Raw genomic sequence first — 20,898 nt, 5'->3', positions numbered from 1 at the left:
AATTCTGGGTGGTGAACTAACCTGTTCACCACCCAGATACTTTAGCGCCAGTAGGGGCTGACGACGACTTCCGCCTTCTGCAAGTCCTTTACTTCCGAATAACCAGTCGAGGCCATGGTCCGCTTAAGCGCACCAATGAAGTTGAGGGTTCCATCCGCTCGCGTTGACGGCCCATAGAGGATTTCACTAAAGGTACCCGAGGTCCCCACGCGAACACGGTGACCTCGTGGAAGCTCCGGATGCGTGGCCTCGGATCCCCAATGCCATCCGTGTCCTGGAGCCTCTTCAGCGCGAGCCAGGGCCGCACCCATCATCACCGCATCCGCTCCACAAGCAATCGCACGTGTCATATCGCCAGAGCGTCCAATCCCGCCGTCCGCAATCACATGGACATAACGGCCACCCGATTCATCCATGTAATCACGACGCGCTGCAGCAACGTCAGCGATGGCCGTTGCCATGGGCGCATGGACCCCAAGAGACTGGCGCGTTGCATGCGCCGCTCCCCCGCCAAAGCCAACCAAAATACCTGCGGCACCGGTTCGCATGAGGTGCAGGGCAGCAGTATCTGTTGAGACACCGCCAACGATCACCGGAACATCGAGTTCATAAATGAAACGTTTAAGATTCAGAGGCTCTGCGCGTGACGAAACATGCTCAGCCGAAACGGTAGTCCCACGGATAACGAAGAGGTCCACTCCGGCCTCGACAACCGCACGCCAGTAGCGCTGGGTACGCTGAGGTGAAAGCTTTCCGGCGACAACGACACCAGCCTTGCGAATATATTCCAAACGCTCGGTGATGAGGTCTTCTTGAATGGGAGCCGAATAGATCTGCTGCAAACGCGCAATCGACCCGTCTGCAGGAAGCTGTGCTATTTCATCCAAAATCGGCTGAGGATTTTCGTAACGAGTCCACAATCCATCCAGATCTAAGACCCCAATTCCGCCCAGTTTGCCAAAGAGGATCGCAGTATCGGGACTCATCACCGAGTCCATGGGCGCGGCCATAATGGGGACGTCGACGTGATACGCATCGATTTGCCAGCCAACATTCACATCCGCAGGATCCCTGGTCCGGCGTGCCGAAACTAGTGCAATGTCATCCAAGGTATAAGCCCGACGACCACGTTTTCCCCGACCAATTTCGACCTCGTTAGCCATGACGTCATTCTAGTCGCACAATCTCATTGGATGCGCCAGCAAGGGCCAGGGGACACGAATCCTTCCCACCCCATTAATGTAAGGTATTTCACATATTGTCTACATCGCGATACGGTTTTACATTCGATCAAAAACACCTGTGGACACATGACAAAAGGCCCAAAAATTTTACTTTAATTTTATTCTCTTTATGAGGAAGCCTTGGCTAAACTTCACCAGTTCCTCACCTTTACCCAATCGCGGTTTTTCCTTGAGACGAAAGCGAAAAAGCCGCTTCACGAAACACTTGAAACAGCCTGAGCGGACAGGCACACTGTGTATGTCGTCACAGAGATACACCTACTACCGGTGTTCGTCATTTGATCCGCAGGAGGTCACCATGTTGACAGCAGCAGCTGCCATTACCAAGGATTTCCGACGCAGTTCACGCACGGAAAACCGTAATCGTCAGGGTGTATCGCGCCGTACAAGCGAACGTGCATCCCGGAAGCTTGAGTCACGAGATCGTGCTCAGATGCCCTGCGCATACACGCGTTTCTCTTTCCCCTTGCCTTTACATCCCTGATCACTGGCCAGTTCCGTTCTGTCCCGCTTCTTCGTCGAAGCGGGACACTTTTATGTGCGGTGAAGTGAAAAACTGGACACAAATGACAGCGCGCTGATGCACACTTAAGTCATGGCAGACACACACCCTCATTCTTGGGCTCACCTCCCCTGGCTGGGCTTCGATACTGAAACGACAGGCGTCAATCCCCATCGCGACCGTCTTGTCAGCGCGGCTCTGGTTCTGCGCAGCAAAGGCGCATCTGGATCCCCTGATTCCGACACTATTACTACGTGGTTAGCTGATCCGGGCGTGGATATCCCGGACATTGCTGCACAAATCCACGGCATTACCACCCAGCATGCACGCAGCCATGGGCGTCCCATCAAAGAAGTTCTCAATGAAGTCGCATCTGCATTGGCAGCGCATATGGCGCAGGGCTACCCAGTTGTTGCCTTCAATGGAAGCTACGACCTCACCCTGCTCGAAGAAGAGCTTCGCCGTCACTCGCTTCCAACACTCAGCGACAGACTTGGAGCCCCAGAACCGGCACCGATCATCGATCCTTTGGTCTTGGACCGCCATCTTGAGCGCTTCCGCAAAGGAAAGAAGCAGCTGTCATTGATGGCGGCGGCCTACGGCGTTCCGGTTTCAGAAAACGCACACACTGCTGAATATGACGTAACCATGACCCTTGATGTCTTGGCTGCTATTGCCCGGAAGTATCCGGACTGCGCATCTAAAGACTGCCGGGAAATCCACGCGTTCCAAAAGGAAGTCCATGCTGCTTGGGCAGAAAACTTCGAGAATTTCATGCATTCCAAGGGCAGGGACACGCACATCGATCGCCGCTGGCCCATGCAATAAGGACACACCGGTGGAGATTCCCCCCATCTCCACTGGTATCGCCGCTGACCCATGCAATAGGGACACACCCCAAATGCTTTAAGGGCACGGCTCAAAGCCGTGCCCTTAAAGACTTCTTACTGACGAATCACTTCGCCGAAGAATGATAGTTCGGAGCCTCAGTCGTCATCTGCACGTCATGCGGGTGCGATTCACGCAAGCCTGCAGAGGTAATGCGAACGAAACGACCATTACGCTTCACCGCGTCAATCGTCGAGGCACCCAGGTAGAACATCGTCTGATGCAGACCACCCACCAGCTGGTAGACAACCGCAGCAAGCGAACCGGTGTAGGGAACCTGTCCCTCAATGCCCTCGGGAACGATCTTGTCATCCGAAGAGACATCGGCTTGGAAGTAGCGGTCCTTCGAGTACGACTTACGTCCGCGCGAACTCATCGCACCCAAAGAGCCCATGCCACGGTAGCGCTTGTACTGCTTGCCATTCGTGAAGACAACCTCGCCGGGAGATTCCTCGCAGCCAGCAAGAAGCGAGCCCAACATGACGGTGTCCGCGCCGGCGACAATTGCCTTACCGATATCACCGGAATACTGCAGGCCGCCATCAGCGATCAGGGGCACACCTGCCGGCTTGCACGCCAGAGACGCCAAGTAGATCGCAGTCACCTGAGGCACACCCACACCTGCAACAACACGCGTTGTACAGATTGAACCCGGGCCAACGCCCACCTTCACAGCGTCAACGCCTGCATCGATCAGGGCCTGAGCACCTTCGGTTGTTGCAACGTTGCCGCCAATGATCTGAACGCCATCGAAAGAAGAGTCAGCCTTGATCTTTCGAATCATTTCCAAAGCCAAGGCAGCACCACCATTAGCAGTATCAACAACCAGGACGTCAACGCCTGCATCGCGAAGCGCACAAGCGCGCTCCCAGGTATCTCCCCAATAGCCAACTGCTGCGCCGACCATCAGACGACCGCGGTCATCCTTCGTCGCATTCGGGTACTGCTCGGTCTTAACGAAGTCCTTCACCGTAATCAGGCCTGTCAGACGCCCATCTTCGTCAATAATGGGGAGCTTCTCGACACGGTTTGTTGCAAGCAGCGCCTTCGCTTCCTCACGGCTGGTCCCAACCTTGCCAGTCACCAGACGTTCGCGAGGAGTCATGCAGTCACGAACCTTCAGGGTTGCCCACTGATCGGTGGGAACAAAACGCAGATCGCGGTTCGTAATAATGCCAATGAGCTGCTGCTGATCATCAACAACAGGAAGGCCCGAGACACGGTAGTGGCCGCACAAACGATCCAGTTCCTCGATGGTGGCATCGGGACCAATAGTCACCGGGTCCTCAACCATTCCCGATTCAGAACGCTTCACCTGACGAACTTGGGAAGCTTGCTCTTCAATCGAAAGGTTACGGTGCAAGATTCCGATACCGCCCTGGCGAGCCATTGCAATCGCCATGCGTGCCTCGGTCACCGTATCCATCGCCGCAGAAAGCAGAGGAATACGCAAGCGGATCTTCTTCGTCAATTGAGCAGATGTATCAACCTCAGAGGGAACAACATCGGTCAGTTCAGGAAGAAGCAGAACGTCATCGTAGGTCAGTCCGGTCAAAGCAAAAGGATCATTGTGAATGTCTGCCATGAACAGAGTTTAGGCCCGAAAGTGGGCCAGAGCATACTGGGTTTGACCTGAAACCCAGTATGCGTGGCTAAGCTCACCCCAGAAAAGTGAGAGCGGAAGCGGACTAGGCCTCTTCTTCTGCCTTCTCCTTCAAGGCCAGAGCAAAGCACGGGGTATTACCAACCTGGGGCAGAAGCAGCATCTGCGCGACGTGGTAGGCGTCCGCTTTCCCCTCCCAAGTCGTCCCAGACTCCGCGCCCGAGGCGTCAACTTCGTGGATCCAGCGACCGGTGGCCTCGCGAAGGTAACGGTCCGCCCAATCGACCCACTGCGCATACAGAGAGCTCAGCTCCGCAACACGCGCGTCGTCTCCGGCCTCTTCATGAACGCGGCCCAAGACACAGGCAGAGTTGACAGCCTCGCACAGCACCCAGTGCATGCGAGTATCCACAACCGCGCGTCCATCCCAGTCAGTGGTGTAAACGAAACCTTCCGCGCCATGTTTATCCCAGCCATCAGAGCAGGCACGGTTGAAAAGCTGCTCAGCAGCTTCAAGCATCCAATCTTCGCTCTCCCCCATAGCCAATAGGGCTGAACGGGTGTGGAGGATCAGTCGCGCCCATTCCATCCCATGTCCAGGGGTTGCGCCGTAGGGACGGAAAGGATCCGAAGGGCGATCGATATTGTGATCGGGAAGCATGTTCCACTCGGCATCGAAGTGTTCGGGAATACGCCAATGCAGCTTCTCAGCGACCTCGGCAACGAAACGACAGATTCCGCGTGCCCGATCCAACCAGATGCGATCACCCGTCGCGTCATAGGCTGCTAGGTAAGCCTCTACGGTGTGCATATTCGCATTGACGCCGCGGTAGCTCTCAGCGCGGGTGTAATCACGGTTCCAGGATTCACAGACGCGTCCGAACTGGGGCTCCCACCAATGGAGTTCTTGGTCAGCCAGCGCGCGATCAAGAAGCTCACGAGCACCTGGACGACCAAGCACTGTTGCAGCGCTCGAGCAAAGAATGACAAATGCGTGTGCGTATGCCTGCTTCAGGCCGTCATTCGCTGGTTCAATCGCCTTCCAATGCGGGCCATCCTCGCGTTCAACAATCTCTGTCACGAGCCCGGAGAACCAACCGCCATTTTCGGCATCGTACATGGGGCCTTCAGTCAGGCAACGAATACCATGATCAACCAAGGGGATTGCCCAGTCGTAACCCTTAAGCGCCGCGAGCGCGAAAACATAGGTCATCCGCCCGGTAATCCACAGTTCAACTGGCTTTGAAGGATCCACTACCCCATTGCGATCCATGTATCCGAAACCGCAATCTACAACCGAGCCCGCCGCAAAATGAACAAGTTCTTCAAATTCTTCATCGAAGGCTTCGATAAGCTGGCGATCTTCCCACGGGGTCATCTTTAATCCTCTGTGCATGCCGCACCTGCGCGACCGTATAGATACGCGTCTACGTTAACACGTTGCAAGAACATGCAGTAATTGAACGAGGAAACGCAGAAAGATTCAGCGAACTGAGGCTGCAGGAACCTTCGCACTCAGCAAGGCCAAAGTCTCTTCAACGCACGCTGAGACCGTACGAACGCGAAGAACATGGTCGTCCAGAACGCGCGGGGATTGAGTTCCCACCTCGATGACGTCAATTCCGTGGTTGTGAACTGCCGCAGAGACGAAGTTCTTGCAGTCCTCACCCTGTCCCATGGTGATCAGGGCAGCAACATGCGAATCGATGTTTTCAACAAAAGCATCAAGTTTTTCGCGGCCACCAATCCAGCCGCGGCTACATGCTCCCAGGACCACGACATTCGGACCGTACCACCGCAGGGCCACCCCAATGACATGCGCGGGAAGAAGATGCGCACGATCGCCCAAAATAATGATGCTGGGCGAAGACGGGAACTTAGGTTCGGGCCGTTGCTCTGACATGACGCGAAGAACGTCATACATCGCTTGGCTGAGCATTGACGAACCCGCAATACCCGGAATTTCACCGTGGTAATCAGTAGCCATCACTTCAAAAGCAGGTTCAACCAAAAGCATCCACGTATGAAGCAGGCCTTTTTCACTGACACTTGCCTCGATGAGATGAACAAGGCGGTCCCGATCACCTGCTCGCGCGGCAACAACCAGTTCATCTGCCGTGCGCGGGGGACGAACTTCTTCCAACTCTCCCTTGTCTTGAGCAAGAACGATCGCAGCGGCATCAGAGGGGGTGACCCCACTTTGAATCAGCTCGATCATATGCGTCAGCCTGGCGACATCTTCCGGAAGGTAGCGACGGTGGCTGCCAGCGGAGCGCTCTCCGGGGCCTAGACCGTAGCGCCTTTCCCACGTTCGCAGTGTCGAGGCCGAAACACCGAGTTTCGCAGAAACTGCAGTGACGGTCAGCGGCGCATCGTGAGCAGCGGGAAGCACGAGCTGTGCACGGGGCATGACCACTCCTGACGTGATGAAGGATACCTAAGTGAATGCTACCTAATTGATTGTCAGCTTTCCTTCTTGTCTTTTCCAGTCGAGTGGTCAGATTTTGTCCGCTGACAGCTAAGAACGACTATGTAACGGACAACAAAATTACGCTTTCAGCATTTCTGCAGCGTTTCGTTATCTCCCGTAATAATGCGGTTTTCAGCGTCACTTCGGCCATCTGAAGTTTCCTGTGAGACAACTATGATTCTGTGAAGGGGCCTTGAATAACTCTTGCACAATTCGGTACCCTTTTTGCAGTCCTTCTCGCCGAGAACGTCTCGCGCAGGGAAGTGCAATGAATGGAGGTACTCATGTCTGACGTCTCTCGACTGCCAGGCCCGTCGATTGACGCGTGGGAATGGCAGTACCAGGGCGCCTGTCGCGACCTCGATACGGAACTTTTCTTCCACCCCGAAGGTGAACGCGGTTCAACCCGTCGTCGCCGTGCCGCCAACGCAAAAGCCATTTGCGCAACTTGTCCTGTCATTGAGCAGTGCCGCGAGTATGCTCTGCGAGCTCAGGAACCCTATGGAATCTGGGGCGGCATGACTGAAGAAGAACGTCGCGAAGAAATTCAGCGCCGTCGTATTCGTCGAGTCTCCTGACACACTCACTACGTCATCTCGAACTCGCTCGGGTCGGTGTCTCGAGCGAGTTTCTTTTACCTAGCGTCAACCGTTCCTCCTATTCCCCACTCTCTATGGAATAGACTGAAACCCATCCCCGTCATCCCGTGCGAAATGCGAAAGGTGTCCCATGGAATCTCGAGGCCTCGGCAAGCAGAGAATCATTGCCGTTCTTCTTCTTGCATGTGCTGTCGTTCTTGTTGCTGGTGCAGTCTGGTGGGCCAGCCGTCCGTCAACTTCTCAACCCCAGATGATGGCATCGGCTAGCGCAGCTCCAATGCAGCAAGCACAGGAAAGCACCGCTGCCCCACAGCAAGCCCAAGCATCCTACGCGCCAACTGTTACCGATCAACAGGGACTCGACATCATCCACTCTCAGCAGCGTCGTGATGCCAATGACGCGCGAGCAAAGGGGGCAATCGATGCTCCCGTCGTGATGGTGCTCTACTCTGATTTCTCCTGCCCCTACTGCACGCGTTTCGCGCAACAAGTCGAACCACAACTGCAAGATCTGGTCAACAACGGCACCTTGCGAATCGAGTGGCGCGACCTGGCACAAATTTCACAGTCATCCCCCCTTGCCGCTCAGGCTGGCATTGCTGCAGCCAACCAGGGACGTTTCTGGGAGTTTGTAAGCGCAGCCTATGGCGAGGCCAACCCATCCGGCCACCCCGAATACACGATGGATTCCTTGACTTCTCTGGCCCAGAAGGCAGGAGTCCCCGATATCTCGCGCTTCCAAGCCGATACCAACGCTCCTGAAACGGCAGCAGAGGTCAAACAGGCACAAAACGACGCCTACAAGATCGGCATCCAGGGCACACCCTTCATGTTCATTGGCGATAGCTTCATCTCGGGCTTCCGCGATGCCGACTACGTGCGCGCAACCATCCAGAACCAGGCAGAACACCTTAAGAAGTGAATCCTCTAATCGCTTTCCTCGGTGGAGTATTGACGCTGCTCGCGCCATGCTCCGTTATGCTTCTGCCCGCTTTCTTTTCCTACGCATTTCAATCTCCACGCAAATTGTTCGCTCGCTGCGGGATATTTTGGCTGGGCCTACTCACTCCCTTGATCCCACTGGGCGCAGCCTTATCAAGCGTTGTCGCGCTGATTAGAGAGCACTCGGCCTTCATTACCCAGGTCATCGCCCTTTTGGTGATTATTGCCGGGCTGATCACACTCTTCTCCTTGGATGTTCCTGTTTTCCGCGTACGTTCCCTAGAAACGGCTTCTCAGTCACGTGATACCGCTTGGGCGGTCTACCTCTTGGGCATTACCTATGGAATTGCAGGCGTTGGTTGCGCGGGCCCCATCCTTGGAGCAGTGCTGGCAACTTCCTCTTTGGGCGGTTCAGTCATCGAAGGCATCATCGCAGTCATTTTCTATTCCGCAGGAATGGCATTTCCCCTCTTGGTGCTCGCACTGCTCTGGCAGCATTCCGCGGGGCGTATCCAAGCGATTGTGCGACCAAAACCCGTGACTCTATTGAAGCGTCAGACGACGTGGACAAATGTGGTCTCTGGACTGGTTCTCATCATTTTGGGTTTCACAATTTTCACAATCGACTTAAGTAACCCTCTTGGTGGGATCGTCTCCATTGACACTCTTGCTTCGTGGGAAGAATCCATCATGGGTCTTTTTGGGGCACTACCCGCATGGGTGATCACTCTTGCAGGAGCACTGATTATCGGCGCTATTGTTGCCTTACTCTGGAAACCACGCTCTGCTTCTCTTCCCTCTTCCACACCTTCAAAAGATCAGCAGGACACTCGCGACAAATAGCAGGACTAACAACGATTGCCAGTAGCGCAGTCGCGAAGAGCAGCAGCGCGAAGAGCAGAAGCACTAACATAGTCAGCCGCAGCGCTCACAGCAAGCAGCGCTGCACTCAGAACAAAAAAGTAGTGAGCCCGGAGGATTACTCCGGGCTCACTACTGTATGCATCACGCGGATGCATCAACGTCTATTCAGCGCTCGACAATTGCCAGAACGTCGCGTGCAGACAGGATCTGCAGTTCTTCGCCGCCGTACTTGACTTCGGTGCCACCGTAACGGCTAAAGATCACGTGGTCGCCGACCTTGACGTCCACGGGGACGCGGTTGCCGTTGTCGTCAACACGTCCGGGACCCACTGCCAGAACTTCGCCTTCCTGCGGCTTTTCCTTGGCGGCATCGGGAATGTACAGACCGGAAGCGGTCTTCTCTTCGCTGTCAACCTGACGGATGACAATACGATCTTCGAGGGGCTTGATGGTGATAGCCATTTCAGCACTCCCTTTCTTTTTATAACGATTAATGTCATCCCGTCCCTGCCGTCGCGGGGGTCAGGTTTGGGATCGCATGTGTGCTTACCCACTCAGTCTAGGGCTCGATTGGCACTCTAGCAAGCTGAGTGCCAATGCTGTCTTCCGCCTCCACTCAGCCTCCCACACGCCCCATATCTTTTCTCTAATTCCCTGAAATTCCGCAACAATAGAGACCATGTCCTCCATTGATCCACTCTGCTGCTCCCCCGGACGTGAGCTTCTTGCCCAATGGGAAGAAAACGAGGAATACCGTCACTTCTCACCCATGGAGCTCAGTTTGGCAATCCGCGCGCAAACGGATGACCCAGCCACGGCCTCGGCAATTGCCTCTCAACTGCAGTTACGCACCCAGGCGGAAGGAAAATTCGGCTCCCTTGCGCGCACAATGCTGTGGACGCGCGACGGCTACGAGCAGGCAACGCGATGGGTTCTTGCCCGCGAGCACGCGGCGCGCTTCACGAAAGCCGGCGCAACGCATATCGGAGACCTCGGATGCGGGATCGGCGCAGATTCACTTGCTTTCGCGCGCGCAGGCATGCGGGTTACCTCCTACGACATCAATGACGAGGCCCTTTCCGCCGCTCGCGAAAACCTTTCCTCTTTCCCCGCTGCTCGCGTTGAGAAACGTGATGTGAACACGCTTGGTCCCGAAGATTTCAAGGCGGAAGGTTTCGACGCGCTTTTCGCTGACCCCGCGCGCCGAACAGGCAAGCAGGGTGGTTCCAAGCGCATTTCGTCGCCCTCGGATTGGTCCCCTTCTTTGGACCGCGTTCTGTCCTGGGCACAGCATGTCCCGCGTTTAGGGGTGAAAGTTGCGCCGGGCATTCCCTACGAGCTCATTCCTTCCCAGTTCCACGCCCGCTGGACAAGCGTTGATGGTGATCTTCTCGAGGCCGCGCTGTGGTCCCCCTCCCTAGCCAGCGAGGGAGCAGGGCGTTCGGCATGCGTCATCACCCACGATGAAGTCCATACCCTTGAGGACCCCCAAACGCCTTTCGCCGATTCACCTGCCCGGAAGGCAATAGTTGGGCAGTTGGGGAGCTACCTCTACGAGCCGGATTCCGCGGTTATTCGTGCTGGAATGGTCGCCAGGCTCAGTGAAGATCTGAACGCGCATCTCATCAGCGAATCGATCGCCTACCTCAGTGCATCGCAGTTGATCCCAACTCCTTTCGCTGCAGCATTCGAAGTCATCGACCAGGTGAACCTGCGCGCAAAGAATATTCAGCAGGCGCTTCGAGCACACGATATTGGACGTATCGAAGTCAAAAAACGCGGTGCCGACATTCAACCCGATGCGCTGCGCAAATCCCTCAAACTCACGGGGAGCCAAGCAGGAGTCGTTATCGCCACCCGAATTGATCAGTCACATCGGGCAATTATTGCCCGACGAATCAGTGCCGAGGAAGCATAGAGGTTTGCGTCAAGGGCATACCGGAATCGGGAGAGAAATCCCAATCTGAAGGTTCAACCCCTGCACGCACAAGCTCTGAGCCCATGGCGGCAATCTGCGCCCCATTGTCTGTGCAAAAACGCAGCGGAGGCATGCGGACTTCCAAACCGGCAGCCTTGCCTCGCTCAGTCAGCAACGCACGAAGCCGGGAATTTGCCGAGAAGCCACCGCCCACAACGATCGTCGAGCACCCGTGATCAAGTGCAGCGCGAACTGCCTTCGCCGTTAGGGAATCATTGACGGCCTCGGAAAAGCCCGCACAAATATCCTCAGCGGGGATCTCCTCGCCACGTTCCTTAAGGCCTTCGACATACCGGGCAACCGCGGTCTTGAGCCCGGAGAAAGAGAAGTTGTACTTGTGGCGTTCCTGGTCCTTGCCTGCGGCCAGACCTCGCGGGAAACGGATCGCAGTGGGGTCGCCCTTTTGTGAAAGGCGGTCAACGTGCGGACCACCCGGGTAGGGAAGGTCAAGAAGACGACCAACCTTATCGAAGGCCTCGCCAGCAGCATCATCAAGGGTCCCGCCGAGCTCACGAACATCCGTTGCGATGTCATTAATAAGAAGAAGATTCGAGTGGCCACCGGAGACGACCAGGCCGATGAAACGCTCGGGCAGAGGACCTTCTGCGAGCTTATCGACCGCAAGGTGACCGATCACGTGATTAACCCCGTACAGCGGTTTTCCAATTGACGAGGCCAGCGCCTTAGCCGCGCAGATACCAACCGTCAGGGAGCCCACCAGGCCAGGACCAGCAGCGACGGCCACGGCATCGACATCGTTAAGAGTCACGCCGGCCTCATCAAGGGCGCTTTCAAGTGTGGGAAGGAAAGATTCAAGGTGAGCGCGTGAAGCAATTTCGGGGATAATTCCGCCGTAACGGGCGTATTGATCCATTGATGTAGCCGTGCGATCGACCAGAAGGTCGCAGCCGCGCACCAGCGCAACACCTGTTTCATCGCAGGTTGATTCGATACCCAGTACTAAAGGATCTTTTTCACTCACCCGGCCCAGTTTAGTCCGCTGCTGTGCTTGGTGCATTCGCCCCTCACCTTCCTACAAAAAGGTGTGGGGACGACCCTAATGGATCATCCCCACACCGGTGTTGCAAAGATTGCTTTAAAGGATCACACGCCCTTGAGCGCTGCCTTACCCAGCTGACGGTTCAGCGTGGAAATGACATCCAGCGGAATCTGCTTGGGGCAGACGGCCGCGCACTCACCGATGTTCGTGCAGGAACCGAATCCTTCTTCGTCCATCTGGTTGAGCATGCTGACGACGCGACGGTAGTTCTCGGGCTTGCCCTGAGGAAGCAGGTGCAGGTGAGTAACCTTCGCCGAGGTGAAGAGCATTGCCGAGGCGTTCGGGCAGGCAGCCACGCAGGCGCCACAACCGATGCAAGCAGCGGCTTCGAACGCGCGGTCCGCATCCTGCTTGGGAACGGGGGTGCCGTTAGCATCCGGAGCTGCACCGGTGTTCACCGAGATGTATCCACCGGCCTGGACGATACGGTCCAGGGCGCTGCGGTTAACAACCAAGTCCTTGATGATCGGGAATGCTTCTGCGCGCCAGGGTTCGATGGTGATGACATCACCATCATTGAAGGAGCGCATGTGCAGCTGGCAGGTCGTGGTGACCTCAGGGCCGTGGGCAATGCCGTTGATGACAATGCCACACTGACCACAGATGCCCTCACGGCAGTCAGAGTCAAATGCGATCGGTTCTTCGCCGCGAGCAAAGAGCTCTTCGTTCAACACGTCGAGCATTTCCAGGAACGAGGATTCCTCAGAGATGCCGCGGACTTGGTATTCGTGCATGGCACCCGGATCCTCGGGTCCGTTTTGGCGCCAAATCTTCAGTGTCAGGTTCACTTGTAACTCCGCTGCTTGAGCTCGATGTTGTTGTAGATCAAGGCTTCCTTGTGGAGGATCGGAGGCTGGTCCTCGCCACCCCACTGCCAAGCTGCAACATAGAGGTACTTGTCATCGTGGCGAAGGGCTTCACCTTCGGGGGTCTGCGACTCCGCACGGAAGTGACCGCCACAGGATTCTTCACGGTGCAGGGCATCGATGCACATAAGCTCACCCAGCTCCATGAAGTCTGCAACACGGCCAGCCTTTTCAAGGGACTGATTGAGTTCACCAATCGACTTGCCCGGAACGCGAACGTCACGCCAGTAGTCGGCGCGAAGCTTGCGGATCATCTCGATGGCCTTCTTCAGTCCCGCTTCGCGACGCTCCATACCGCAGTATTCCCACATGATCTGGCCCAGTTCCTTGTGGAAGGAATCCACCGAACGGGAACCGTTGATCGACATGAGCTTGTCAATGCGTCCCTGAGCGGAGTTCAGTGCCTCAACAACATCCTCGGAGGACTCATCCAGCTTGGGGAGGTTGAAGCAGTGTGCCAGGTAGTCGTTGATGGTGTTCGGAAGAACGAAGTAGCCATCGGACAGGCCCTGCATCAGTGCGGATGCACCCAGGCGGTTTGCGCCGTGATCAGAGAAGTTTGCTTCACCGGCAACGTAGAGGCCGGGGAGGTTTGATTCCAGATCGTAGTCAACCCACAGGCCACCCATCGTGTAGTGGACAGCCGGGTAGATACGCATGGGCACTTCGTAGGGGTTGTCGCCCGTGATGCGCTCGTACATATCGAAGAGGTTGCCGTACTTGGCGGAGACTGCAGCCTTGCCCAAGCGACCAATGGCCTCGGAGAAGTCCAGGTAGACGCCGCGACGCATAACGCGTTCATTGCCTTCGGCATCGGTCTCGCGAATTGCGGGGCCTACGCCACGACCTTCATCACACATGTTCTTGGCCTGACGCGATGCGATATCACGAGGCACTAGGTTGCCGAATGCGGGGTAAATACGCTCAAGGTAGTAATCGCGATCCTCTTCGGGAATATCGCGAGGATCCTTGTCGCAGTCCTCTGCCTTCTTGGGAACCCAAATACGACCATCGTTACGCAGGGATTCGGACATCAGGGTCAGCTTGGACTGCTGATCTCCGTGCTGTGGAATACAGGTCGGGTGAATCTGGGTGAAACAGGGGTTCGCGAAGTATGCGCCCTTGCGGTATGCACGCCAAATTGCGGTGGCGTTGCAGCCCATGGCGTTCGTCGACAGGAAGAAGACGTTTCCGTAGCCACCGGTTGCCAGAACAACCGCATCAGCGATGTGGGTTTCAAGCTTGCCGGTCGCCATATCGCGCGCGACGATACCGCGAGCGCGGCCGTCAGAAACGATGAGTTCGACCATTTCGTGGCGGGAGTGCTCGGTAACGGTACCGGCAGCAACCTGACGCTCGAGCGCCTGGTAGGCGCCAATCAGCAGCTGCTGACCTGTCTGGCCACGTGCGTAGAAAGTACGCGACACCTGGACGCCACCGAAGGAGCGGTTGTCGAGCAGGCCGCCGTATTCACGTGCGAAGGGCACGCCCTGCGCGACGCACTGGTCGATGATATTTGCGCTAACCTCAGCCAGACGGTAGACGTTGGTCTCACGTGCGCGGTAGTCGCCACCCTTAACGGTGTCGTAGAAGAGGCGGTAGACGGAGTCGTTGTCGTTACGGTAGTTCTTCGCAGCGTTGATACCACCCTGCGCTGCAATGGAGTGCGCGCGACGAGCGGAATCCTGGTAGAAGAACACGTCGATGTTGTAGCCCATCTCGCCCAGCGAGGCGGCAGCTGCGCCACCGGCAAGGCCGGTTCCCACGATGATGACGTGGAGCTTACGGCGGTTTGCGGGGTTGACCAGAGCTGCAGTGAACTTACGCTTTTCCCAAGCGCCTGCAAGGGGAACATCCAGCGGGGCCTTGGTGTCGGCGATATCCTCGCCTTCGCGGTACAGCCCGTGAATCAAAGTATCAGTCATGTCTCAATATCCTTGTCAGGAGATGTAACCGGCAACGATCGCCAGCGGGGGAAGCGCGAACATCAGGAAGATCAGTGCACCGACCAAGCCGGAGAGAACTTCCATGAACTTGCGGGTTCCACCGCGGACCCAACCCAGAGATTGGAATGCCGACCAGAAACCGTGAGAAACGTGGAGTGCTGCCAGACCAATGAAGATCAGGTAGACAACAACCATCAAGGGATTCTGGAAGGTCGCGACCATGCGCTCATAAGGAGTGGAGTCTGCGACGAATCCGGTACGGATGGTTCCCGTGGTGAAGTGCAGGATGTGGAAGACGATGAGGAAGAAGAGCAGAACACCGGTCATACGCATAGTGCGAGCTGCATAAGCATCAGCTGCACTGCGCTTGACGACGTACGCACTGCGACGTGCGCGGCGTGAGCGCTTCCAAGTCACTGCTGCTGCCCAAATGTGGATCACCAGCATGAGAACCATGGCTGCGCGGAATACCCAGATAAACCCACCGTGAGGGAAGATCGGCACAAAGGCTTCTTCTTTCAGCCAGTGTGCGTAGTGATCGTAGGCTTCTTGCCCCAAGAACATCTTGAGGTTGCCGTAGGAGTGGAAAAGAAGGAAGAGCACGAACACGATGCCGGAGATCGCCATAAGCTGCTTGACGAAAACGGTCGTAGTCCATGCGCGACGCTTGCGAGTTGCGACAGTTTTTGTGGCCATGACTCAAGCCTAAGCTGAAGGAGTGTCATTTCCGTAGGACTGCTGGCCCGCGCGCACCCGATCTGCTCACAGCGTCAGATAAGTCTTCCACAAAACCCTGATTTTTCAGGGAAATAACAGCGCAGAGAAGCCCGGTAAAAATGCGTCACAAAGTCGACAAAATCTGTCAGAAAACACCGTATTAGGGCAACATAATTTTTCGTATTTTCATGCGCCGAAAACAAGACGCATGTTTACCGCGTCTTCACGCGGGTTTCGGAAATATGCCTTGGTCACACCGATACGTTCAAAACCTGATTGCTCGTACAGTGTGATCGCTGGGGTATTGGACGCGCGCACTTCCAGGAAAACTCGTTCGCTCCCCCGCTGACGGGCAAGCTCAAGCAAAGCGTCCATCAGCGCGCGACCCAAGCCACGGCCTCGGAAATCGGGAAGAACCCCCATAGTCATTACGTCGCTATCGAGGCCAACCTTGACACCCGCATAGCCGCACAACACAGGAAGTTCACCATGGGGAGCATCGGCGCACACGCCAAAGTAGACGCTCAACCCCGAGGAGAGTTCCTCGGCAACCATCCCAGGTGTCCACGGATCCTCGGGGAAAATCGCCTGTTCCAGTGCAATAACCGCATGCCAGTCCTGCGGACCCAGCACGACAAGCTTTCCTCCCGAGGTCTGGGCGAGCCTGTGCGCGCAAGCGCTTAGCGTTTCCTTAGCGCCTTGGGCGAGGGCACTGGGATCTGCTGTGCTCACATGCGCTCCGGCGCTTGCCCATGAATATCGGGGCGACGCAGATACAAGGGTTCGGTACCCAAGCGGTCCTCTCCTCCGCGAGCCAAGCGCGCGCGGACAATGCGAACCATCACTGAAGGATCTAGGGGAAGAACCGGTCCCATCTCTGCGCCGGCAAGTTCATCGACGCTGTGCGCCGGGATCGGCGCATCAGAAACCAGCAGCCCTTCTTGTTCACGCAAGGCACTGCTCAAGGTACGCGCGTAGCCAACCTCAAGACGTCCAAGCAAACGAACATCATCGGGGCCTTCTGCAAGGTAATGTCCCCAATACAGTTCCTTACGGCGAGCATCGGTCAATGCATACACATGAGTGTCGGGAGACAAGCGATCCAAAGCAGCACGGGCGATAACGTCCAAAGAGCAGATGCCGTAGACCGGAATCCCCGCCGCCTTGCCGAAGACACGTGCTGAAACAAGTCCGGCGCGCAGACCGGTGAAGGGGGCCGGACCGGTGCCTACGCACACAGCGTCAAGACCGGCCTTTGCAACGTCGGTCGGCAAACCGGCCTCTTCAAGGGCTTCAAGGACGCAGGGGGTAATCGATTCCGCGTGATGACGACCCGACTCATTCCTCGAGCTCCCCAGTATCTTTCCGTCATCGACGACGGTTACTGCAGTTGCTCCGGAGGTATCAATGCACAATTCGGTCATAAGTCGATCCTATTCCACACTCGCACGTAACTGTGGTGCAAGGTCATCAAAGACACCGTCCCAGCGATGCGAGTAGGGCGTAAATGCGATGATACGTTGACCGTCATCCATGCTCTCGAGGTCTACAACATCACCGTCACGTGTAGCTTCTCCCCCGCTCGCGCGCCGCACCTCGATTTCAAGGCGCGCATCACTCATGGCTTCGGTCTTACCCTCACCCCATTCAACAACTGTCACGGCCTGATCAATAGTTGAATCCAGATCGAGAGTCTCCAGATCATCGAGGTCGCGAATTCGATAGGCATCAGCATGGATAAGATCGGGGCCTCCGACCAGCGAGGGGTGAACACGCGCGACAATAAAGGTCGGTGAGGCAACTGTCCCTCGAACCTGAAGGCCGCGACCAATTCCCTGAGTGAAGGTAGTCTTACCGGCGCCCAAACCGCCTCGGAGCATGATAAGGTCGCCCGCGCGTAAGTGATGCGCAAGCTGTTCACCTAACTCGCGAGTCTGCTCCGCATCGCTCACACGATAGCTGTACTTCTGTATCTGCGTCATTATTCCTCTTCGTTCACGTACTGCCTGGGGATGCGCTCTCCCAAACGAGTAATGACCTCATAGTTGATTGTGCCCGCATGCGCGGCCCACTCATCTGCGATCGGGTATCCCCTGGCCGGGTCACCGAAAAGAATGGCTTGATCTCCTACCTTTGCGGGCGCACTACCACTGTTTTGCGTAGCTGTGCCTTCCTGCCCTTCAGCGGGCCCCAGGTCAATGATGAATTGGTCCATGCAGATTCGGCCAACGACCTGCGCCTTCACCAGACCTGAATCAGTTTCAACAGCAACCGGCGCGCCATTGGAAGCCGCTCGCAGGATCCCATCTCCGTATCCCAGTGGGACCAAACCCACCCAACGACGGCTTGGGGCCTGCCAGGTTCCTCCGTACGAGGCCGGGGTCCCTTCTTCGATGACCTTCACTGACGTAAGTGGAGCGCTCAGCGTCATCACGGGTGTCAGTCCCAGTTCCTGAGCACTTGCGACTGAAGGATCTGGGGAAAGCCCATACATTCCGATCCCCGCGCGAACCATGTCGTAGTGGGTTTCCGGGTGCCACAAAATTCCCGAGGTTGCAGCAAGGTGGCGAATCTGCGGACGCACTCCTGCTTCGGCGAGGATGCTCAGCCCCTCTTCAAAAATCTGACGGTGCCGGCGTGTAGATTCTTCGCCGGCCACGCTGGGATCATCTGCTCGTGAAAGGTGACTCCAAGCGCCAATAACCTGGACAAGTCCAGCATCTTCTGCGGTTCGTACAGCTTGGGCGAGCTCCGGCAGATCGGCCAAGGTTGAACCCGCACGTGACATCCCCGTGTCGACCTTGACGTGAATTCTGGCGGGGTGCCCACAGCGACGTGCCGCTGCACAGACCTCATCTAGAACCCACGTCCAGGACACAGACAGGTCAATATCTGCGCGGATTGCGGATTCGAAATCACTTCCAGCGGTGGAAATCCATGCCAGGATCGGTGCGCTATCACGCGCAATCCCCGCGTTATCGAGGCCAACACGCAGCTCGAAGGCCTCGGCTAATTGAGCGACCCCCAGCCAATCGGCTCCAGCACCCAGGGCAGCTTGGGCAAGGGGAAGCAAACCATGTCCGTAGGCATCAGCCTTAATGATCGCCATCTGCAGAGAAGACGGGGCGCAGGTTCGCAAATGGGCAAGATTATGCGCGAATGCTGCAAGATCAACGGATGCTACCGAAGGGTATCCGCATCCACGTTTGGAAGTTTCCACTCCCCAAGTATCGCACCCTCGGCGACTAGGAACACAGTTCGCCGATGATTTCTGGAAGAGCACGGGCAATATCAATGGCTTGAATGGGATGTACATGACCTTGCGAACCCACGCCTGCCCGGAAGGCCGCTTGGGCATGCACCCACGCTCCAAGGCTCGCAAGGGTTGCGCATTCGGCCTCGGAAATCGACGGGTTCCCCTGCCGGCGCTCAGCTCGCGCCTGGAACCCCGCAGCGATCCCCGCGACCGCCCCGGCAAGCACATCACCACTACCTGCGACCCCAGCCCAGGGGTTTTCTTGAAGAATCGAGACGATTTCTTGAGTCCGGCTCCCCTGGTCATGATGGAGATATGAGCAGACAGTAGTCGAGCTTTTCAGAAGGATAACGGCGCCCGTGAGCAAGGCGAGCTCATTGGCCGAAGCAGCAGGATCAGCATCAATATCTGCGCGAGAACGCGGACTACCCAACTGGGTGAGAAGGCGCGCAGCCTCGCCGTGATGAGGGGTGAGAATAGCGCGCGAAAGGGAACGTGACTGCGCATCCGCATAGTCACGAAGGCCTTTAACTAAGTCAAGCGCGCCCGCATCAATCACCAGAGGAAGCTTGGAGTCGATACAGAATTGCGCGAGTTCACGGCAATCCTCGTAGCGCTCATTCGTACATCCCGGACCAATCACTCCACTTTGGATTCGACCGCCCACGGTCACAACACCGGGAGCGTAGTGGAGAACCAGATCTTCTACCCGGCGGGTCGAATTCAGACGAACCATGCCCACGCCGGTGTTCGAGGCAGCAAAGGTTGTCAGCAGCCCAGCCCCCGGATAGGTATCAGATCCCGCTACAACGCCCACAACGCCTCGGCGATACTTATCCTCATCAGCGGAAGGCGCGAAAAGAAACTCACGCGCACTTTGGGGATCAAAGAAAGGGATCTGCTCAGCCATACCCCCATTGTTTCACGTGATCAATGGGGACATCTGGCGCAAGCGCGGTCTAGCTGAATGAGCGAGCAACGCCCACCATGATGACACCGATGACCATGATGACAACGCCAATGATCGTCCATCGCATCTCGCGACGCGTGCGCGTCTCGTGGAGGATCAAGATCCCACCAAAAGTCTGAATAATGACGCCCATCTGCGACAGGGGGAAGGCAACTGCGACGCCCAAACGTGCCGAGGAAATCTGCGTCAGCAGGATTGCCGCACCCCACATCATGCCGGGGATCAGTTGGCGAAGAGTAAGTAGACTCCAGCGATTGTCTTCCTTGCCAAGTTGAGGCGAAAGCGCAGGAATCGTTGCGATGAGAGCGACAAGGAAGTAACCGACCGATTGAGGAAGGATCACGGAGCGGCCATCCAAACCAAAGCCTTGAACAATCAGCAGGTAGGCGACAAGGCAGGTGGTTGACACCACCAGAAGAATTGTCCCGCGCTTCCAATCAACGTTTTCTTCGGCAGCTTCCGCTGTTTTTTCGGTCTTGGAGATGAAGACAACGCCCAAGGTGAGAAGCGCAATAGAGCTCAGCGCAAAGACAAGTGCAAGACCATGGTTCATCTCACCGAAGAGAATGATCCCACCCAGGCACATGAAGATAATCTGGCCCGCAGTCGTCAGCGGCATGGTGCGTGAAACACCGAGAATCTTCAGGCAGAGAATTTGGAGATATTGGCCGAATCCAAGGATCAAGCCTGAGAGGAAGGAAATGAGTAGGGTCTTGGTTGTCCAATGAACATCGATGAAGGGGGTTGCCAGAGCTGAGAAGAGGAAGGCGCCTCCCAAAGTTCCCAAGGTCTTTTGTCGATCATCGCCGCCCTGAGCAACAAGGACGATGGACATGAAGCCAAGGAAAAGGGCCGGAAGTAGCGCGATGAAGTAGTCGATCATGACACCTCCCAATTTTCGTATATGTCAATACAGACAACCGTTCATGCAACTGTTTCAGGCTAGTAGATGATTGAGATTGCACAAGATGAAAGTTGCTTTCTTCACCTGCG

21 protein-coding genes are annotated in these 20,898 nt (G+C 56.3%); 6 read left to right on the top strand and 15 right to left on the bottom strand.

What is annotated here, in order from left to right:
* Positions 1–41: 41 nt before the first annotated feature.
* Positions 42–1,163, bottom strand: a complete 1,122-nt coding sequence (locus ADG72_RS07520) for a GuaB3 family IMP dehydrogenase-related protein (RefSeq protein WP_048714015.1) — start codon at positions 1,161–1,163, stop codon at positions 42–44.
* A gap of 379 nt (positions 1,164–1,542) precedes the next feature.
* Between ADG72_RS07520 and ADG72_RS07515 the strand changes: the two genes are divergently transcribed.
* Together ADG72_RS07515 and ADG72_RS07510 are read left to right on the top strand one after the other, a co-directional pair.
* Entirely contained in the window at positions 1,543–1,728 is a 186-nt protein-coding gene (locus tag ADG72_RS07515; RefSeq protein WP_048714013.1) for a hypothetical protein, read from the top strand.
* Between the two features lie 111 nt (positions 1,729–1,839).
* Positions 1,840–2,574 carry an exonuclease domain-containing protein gene (locus tag ADG72_RS07510; protein ID WP_048714009.1) on the top strand — a complete coding sequence of 245 codons (735 nt, stop codon included), beginning with the start codon at positions 1,840–1,842 and terminating at the stop codon, positions 2,572–2,574.
* Between the two features lie 127 nt (positions 2,575–2,701).
* On the opposite strand, the gene guaB is transcribed toward ADG72_RS07510, so the two are convergent.
* The 3 genes from guaB to ADG72_RS07495 all read right to left on the bottom strand — a co-directional run bounded on the left by guaB (position 2,702) and on the right by ADG72_RS07495 (position 6,647).
* A complete protein-coding gene (guaB, locus tag ADG72_RS07505; RefSeq protein ID WP_009408854.1) occupies positions 2,702–4,219 on the bottom strand; it encodes an IMP dehydrogenase in 1,518 nt (505 codons plus the stop codon).
* A 103-nt stretch (positions 4,220–4,322) separates the two neighbouring features.
* A complete protein-coding gene (locus ADG72_RS07500) occupies positions 4,323–5,615 on the bottom strand; it encodes an AGE family epimerase/isomerase (protein ID WP_239667698.1) in 1,293 nt (430 codons plus the stop codon).
* Positions 5,616–5,720: 105 nt separating this feature from the next.
* Positions 5,721–6,647 (bottom strand): MerR family transcriptional regulator, encoded by a 927-nt coding sequence (locus tag ADG72_RS07495; RefSeq protein ID WP_019126461.1) that lies wholly within the window; start codon positions 6,645–6,647, stop codon positions 5,721–5,723.
* Between the two features lie 344 nt (positions 6,648–6,991).
* Between ADG72_RS07495 and ADG72_RS07490 the strand changes: the two genes are divergently transcribed.
* The 3 genes from ADG72_RS07490 (at position 6,992) to ADG72_RS07480 (ending at position 9,091) form a co-directional block, all read left to right on the top strand.
* Positions 6,992–7,285, top strand: coding sequence for a WhiB family transcriptional regulator (locus tag ADG72_RS07490; protein WP_009408838.1), 294 nt, complete (start codon positions 6,992–6,994; stop codon positions 7,283–7,285).
* A gap of 151 nt (positions 7,286–7,436) precedes the next feature.
* Positions 7,437–8,228 (top strand): DsbA family protein, encoded by a 792-nt coding sequence (locus tag ADG72_RS07485; RefSeq protein WP_048714003.1) that lies wholly within the window; start codon positions 7,437–7,439, stop codon positions 8,226–8,228.
* Positions 8,225–9,091, top strand: a complete 867-nt coding sequence (locus tag ADG72_RS07480) for a cytochrome c biogenesis CcdA family protein (RefSeq protein ID WP_065427165.1) — start codon at positions 8,225–8,227, stop codon at positions 9,089–9,091. Before ADG72_RS07485 ends, ADG72_RS07480 begins: the two co-directional genes overlap by 4 nt.
* Positions 9,092–9,277: 186 nt before the next feature.
* Here ADG72_RS07480 and groES read toward each other — a convergent pair whose 3' ends face one another.
* The gene (groES, locus tag ADG72_RS07475; protein ID WP_048713997.1) at positions 9,278–9,574 is read right to left on the bottom strand and encodes a co-chaperone GroES; all 297 of its coding nucleotides are present in this window, start codon (positions 9,572–9,574) and stop codon (positions 9,278–9,280) included.
* A gap of 217 nt (positions 9,575–9,791) precedes the next feature.
* Here groES and ADG72_RS07470 point away from each other — a divergent pair, with 217 nt between their 5' ends.
* Positions 9,792–11,030 (top strand): THUMP-like domain-containing protein, encoded by a 1,239-nt coding sequence (locus tag ADG72_RS07470; protein ID WP_065427164.1) that lies wholly within the window; start codon positions 9,792–9,794, stop codon positions 11,028–11,030.
* Here ADG72_RS07470 and tsaD read toward each other — a convergent pair.
* The 10 genes from tsaD to ADG72_RS07420 form a co-directional block, all read right to left on the bottom strand.
* Complete coding sequence (gene tsaD / locus ADG72_RS07465; protein WP_048713994.1) at positions 11,011–12,108, bottom strand: tRNA (adenosine(37)-N6)-threonylcarbamoyltransferase complex transferase subunit TsaD; 1,098 nt, start codon at positions 12,106–12,108, stop codon at positions 11,011–11,013. The two genes, ADG72_RS07470 and tsaD, sit on opposite strands and share 20 nt — an antisense overlap.
* An 86-nt stretch (positions 12,109–12,194) precedes the next feature.
* The gene (locus tag ADG72_RS07460; protein WP_009408831.1) at positions 12,195–12,938 is read right to left on the bottom strand and encodes a succinate dehydrogenase/fumarate reductase iron-sulfur subunit; all 744 of its coding nucleotides are present in this window, start codon (positions 12,936–12,938) and stop codon (positions 12,195–12,197) included.
* The gene (locus tag ADG72_RS07455; RefSeq protein ID WP_048713992.1) at positions 12,935–14,941 is read right to left on the bottom strand and encodes a fumarate reductase/succinate dehydrogenase flavoprotein subunit; all 2,007 of its coding nucleotides are present in this window, start codon (positions 14,939–14,941) and stop codon (positions 12,935–12,937) included. Before ADG72_RS07455 ends, ADG72_RS07460 begins: the two co-directional genes overlap by 4 nt.
* Before the next feature lie 15 nt (positions 14,942–14,956).
* Positions 14,957–15,658, bottom strand: a complete 702-nt coding sequence (locus ADG72_RS07450; protein ID WP_019126467.1) for a succinate dehydrogenase cytochrome b subunit — start codon at positions 15,656–15,658, stop codon at positions 14,957–14,959.
* Positions 15,659–15,865: 207 nt separating this feature from the next.
* Positions 15,866–16,411 (bottom strand): ribosomal protein S18-alanine N-acetyltransferase, encoded by a 546-nt coding sequence (gene rimI / locus ADG72_RS07445; protein WP_048713986.1) that lies wholly within the window; start codon positions 16,409–16,411, stop codon positions 15,866–15,868.
* Complete coding sequence (gene tsaB, locus ADG72_RS07440) at positions 16,408–17,103, bottom strand: tRNA (adenosine(37)-N6)-threonylcarbamoyltransferase complex dimerization subunit type 1 TsaB (protein WP_048713983.1); 696 nt, start codon at positions 17,101–17,103, stop codon at positions 16,408–16,410. The genes rimI and tsaB overlap by 4 nt, the downstream gene beginning before the upstream one ends.
* Before the next feature lie 9 nt (positions 17,104–17,112).
* Entirely contained in the window at positions 17,113–17,661 is a 549-nt protein-coding gene (tsaE, locus tag ADG72_RS07435; RefSeq protein WP_048713980.1) for a tRNA (adenosine(37)-N6)-threonylcarbamoyltransferase complex ATPase subunit type 1 TsaE, read from the bottom strand.
* On the bottom strand, positions 17,661–18,899 hold the full coding sequence (gene alr / locus ADG72_RS07430; protein ID WP_048713976.1) for an alanine racemase: 1,239 nt from the start codon (positions 18,897–18,899) through the stop codon (positions 17,661–17,663). Before alr ends, tsaE begins: the two co-directional genes overlap by 1 nt.
* A 25-nt stretch (positions 18,900–18,924) precedes the next feature.
* Positions 18,925–19,845, bottom strand: a complete 921-nt coding sequence (locus tag ADG72_RS07425) for an ADP-dependent NAD(P)H-hydrate dehydratase (RefSeq protein WP_048713973.1) — start codon at positions 19,843–19,845, stop codon at positions 18,925–18,927.
* Positions 19,846–19,894: 49 nt separating this feature from the next.
* Positions 19,895–20,788, bottom strand: a complete 894-nt coding sequence (locus ADG72_RS07420; protein WP_048713970.1) for a GRP family sugar transporter — start codon at positions 20,786–20,788, stop codon at positions 19,895–19,897.
* Between the last annotated feature and the right edge of the window lie 110 nt (positions 20,789–20,898).

This window comes from Trueperella pyogenes (assembly GCF_001070855.1).
Taxonomy (GTDB): Bacteria; Actinomycetota; Actinomycetes; order Actinomycetales; family Actinomycetaceae; genus Pauljensenia; species Pauljensenia pyogenes_A.
Note: the sequence above shows the minus strand (reverse complement) of the source record. Positions and strands in the feature narration are given on the sequence as shown.

Bases quoted from the DNA above. Each gene is read 5' to 3' on its own strand.
- ADG72_RS07520 (WP_048714015.1), bottom strand. From the start codon at position 1,163: ATGGCTAACGAGGTCGAAATTGGTCGGGGAAAACGTGGTCGTCGGGCT.
- ADG72_RS07450 (WP_019126467.1), bottom strand. From the start codon at position 15,658: ATGGCCACAAAAACTGTCGCAACTCGCAAGCGTCGCGCATGGACTACG.
- tsaE (WP_048713980.1), bottom strand. From the start codon at position 17,661: ATGACGCAGATACAGAAGTACAGCTATCGTGTGAGCGATGCGGAGCAG.
- ADG72_RS07490 (WP_009408838.1), top strand. From the start codon at position 6,992: ATGTCTGACGTCTCTCGACTGCCAGGCCCGTCGATTGACGCGTGGGAA.
- tsaD (WP_048713994.1), bottom strand. From the start codon at position 12,108: ATGCACCAAGCACAGCAGCGGACTAAACTGGGCCGGGTGAGTGAAAAA.
- ADG72_RS07510 (WP_048714009.1), top strand. From the start codon at position 1,840: ATGGCAGACACACACCCTCATTCTTGGGCTCACCTCCCCTGGCTGGGC.
- tsaB (WP_048713983.1), bottom strand. From the start codon at position 17,103: ATGACCGAATTGTGCATTGATACCTCCGGAGCAACTGCAGTAACCGTC.
- ADG72_RS07420 (WP_048713970.1), bottom strand. From the start codon at position 20,788: ATGATCGACTACTTCATCGCGCTACTTCCGGCCCTTTTCCTTGGCTTC.
- ADG72_RS07470 (WP_065427164.1), top strand. From the start codon at position 9,792: ATGTCCTCCATTGATCCACTCTGCTGCTCCCCCGGACGTGAGCTTCTT.
- ADG72_RS07485 (WP_048714003.1), top strand. From the start codon at position 7,437: ATGGAATCTCGAGGCCTCGGCAAGCAGAGAATCATTGCCGTTCTTCTT.
- ADG72_RS07455 (WP_048713992.1), bottom strand. From the start codon at position 14,941: ATGACTGATACTTTGATTCACGGGCTGTACCGCGAAGGCGAGGATATC.
- groES (WP_048713997.1), bottom strand. From the start codon at position 9,574: ATGGCTATCACCATCAAGCCCCTCGAAGATCGTATTGTCATCCGTCAG.
- guaB (WP_009408854.1), bottom strand. From the start codon at position 4,219: ATGGCAGACATTCACAATGATCCTTTTGCTTTGACCGGACTGACCTAC.
- ADG72_RS07495 (WP_019126461.1), bottom strand. From the start codon at position 6,647: ATGCCCCGTGCACAGCTCGTGCTTCCCGCTGCTCACGATGCGCCGCTG.
- ADG72_RS07425 (WP_048713973.1), bottom strand. From the start codon at position 19,845: ATGGCTGAGCAGATCCCTTTCTTTGATCCCCAAAGTGCGCGTGAGTTT.
- ADG72_RS07500 (WP_239667698.1), bottom strand. From the start codon at position 5,615: ATGACCCCGTGGGAAGATCGCCAGCTTATCGAAGCCTTCGATGAAGAA.
- ADG72_RS07515 (WP_048714013.1), top strand. From the start codon at position 1,543: ATGTTGACAGCAGCAGCTGCCATTACCAAGGATTTCCGACGCAGTTCA.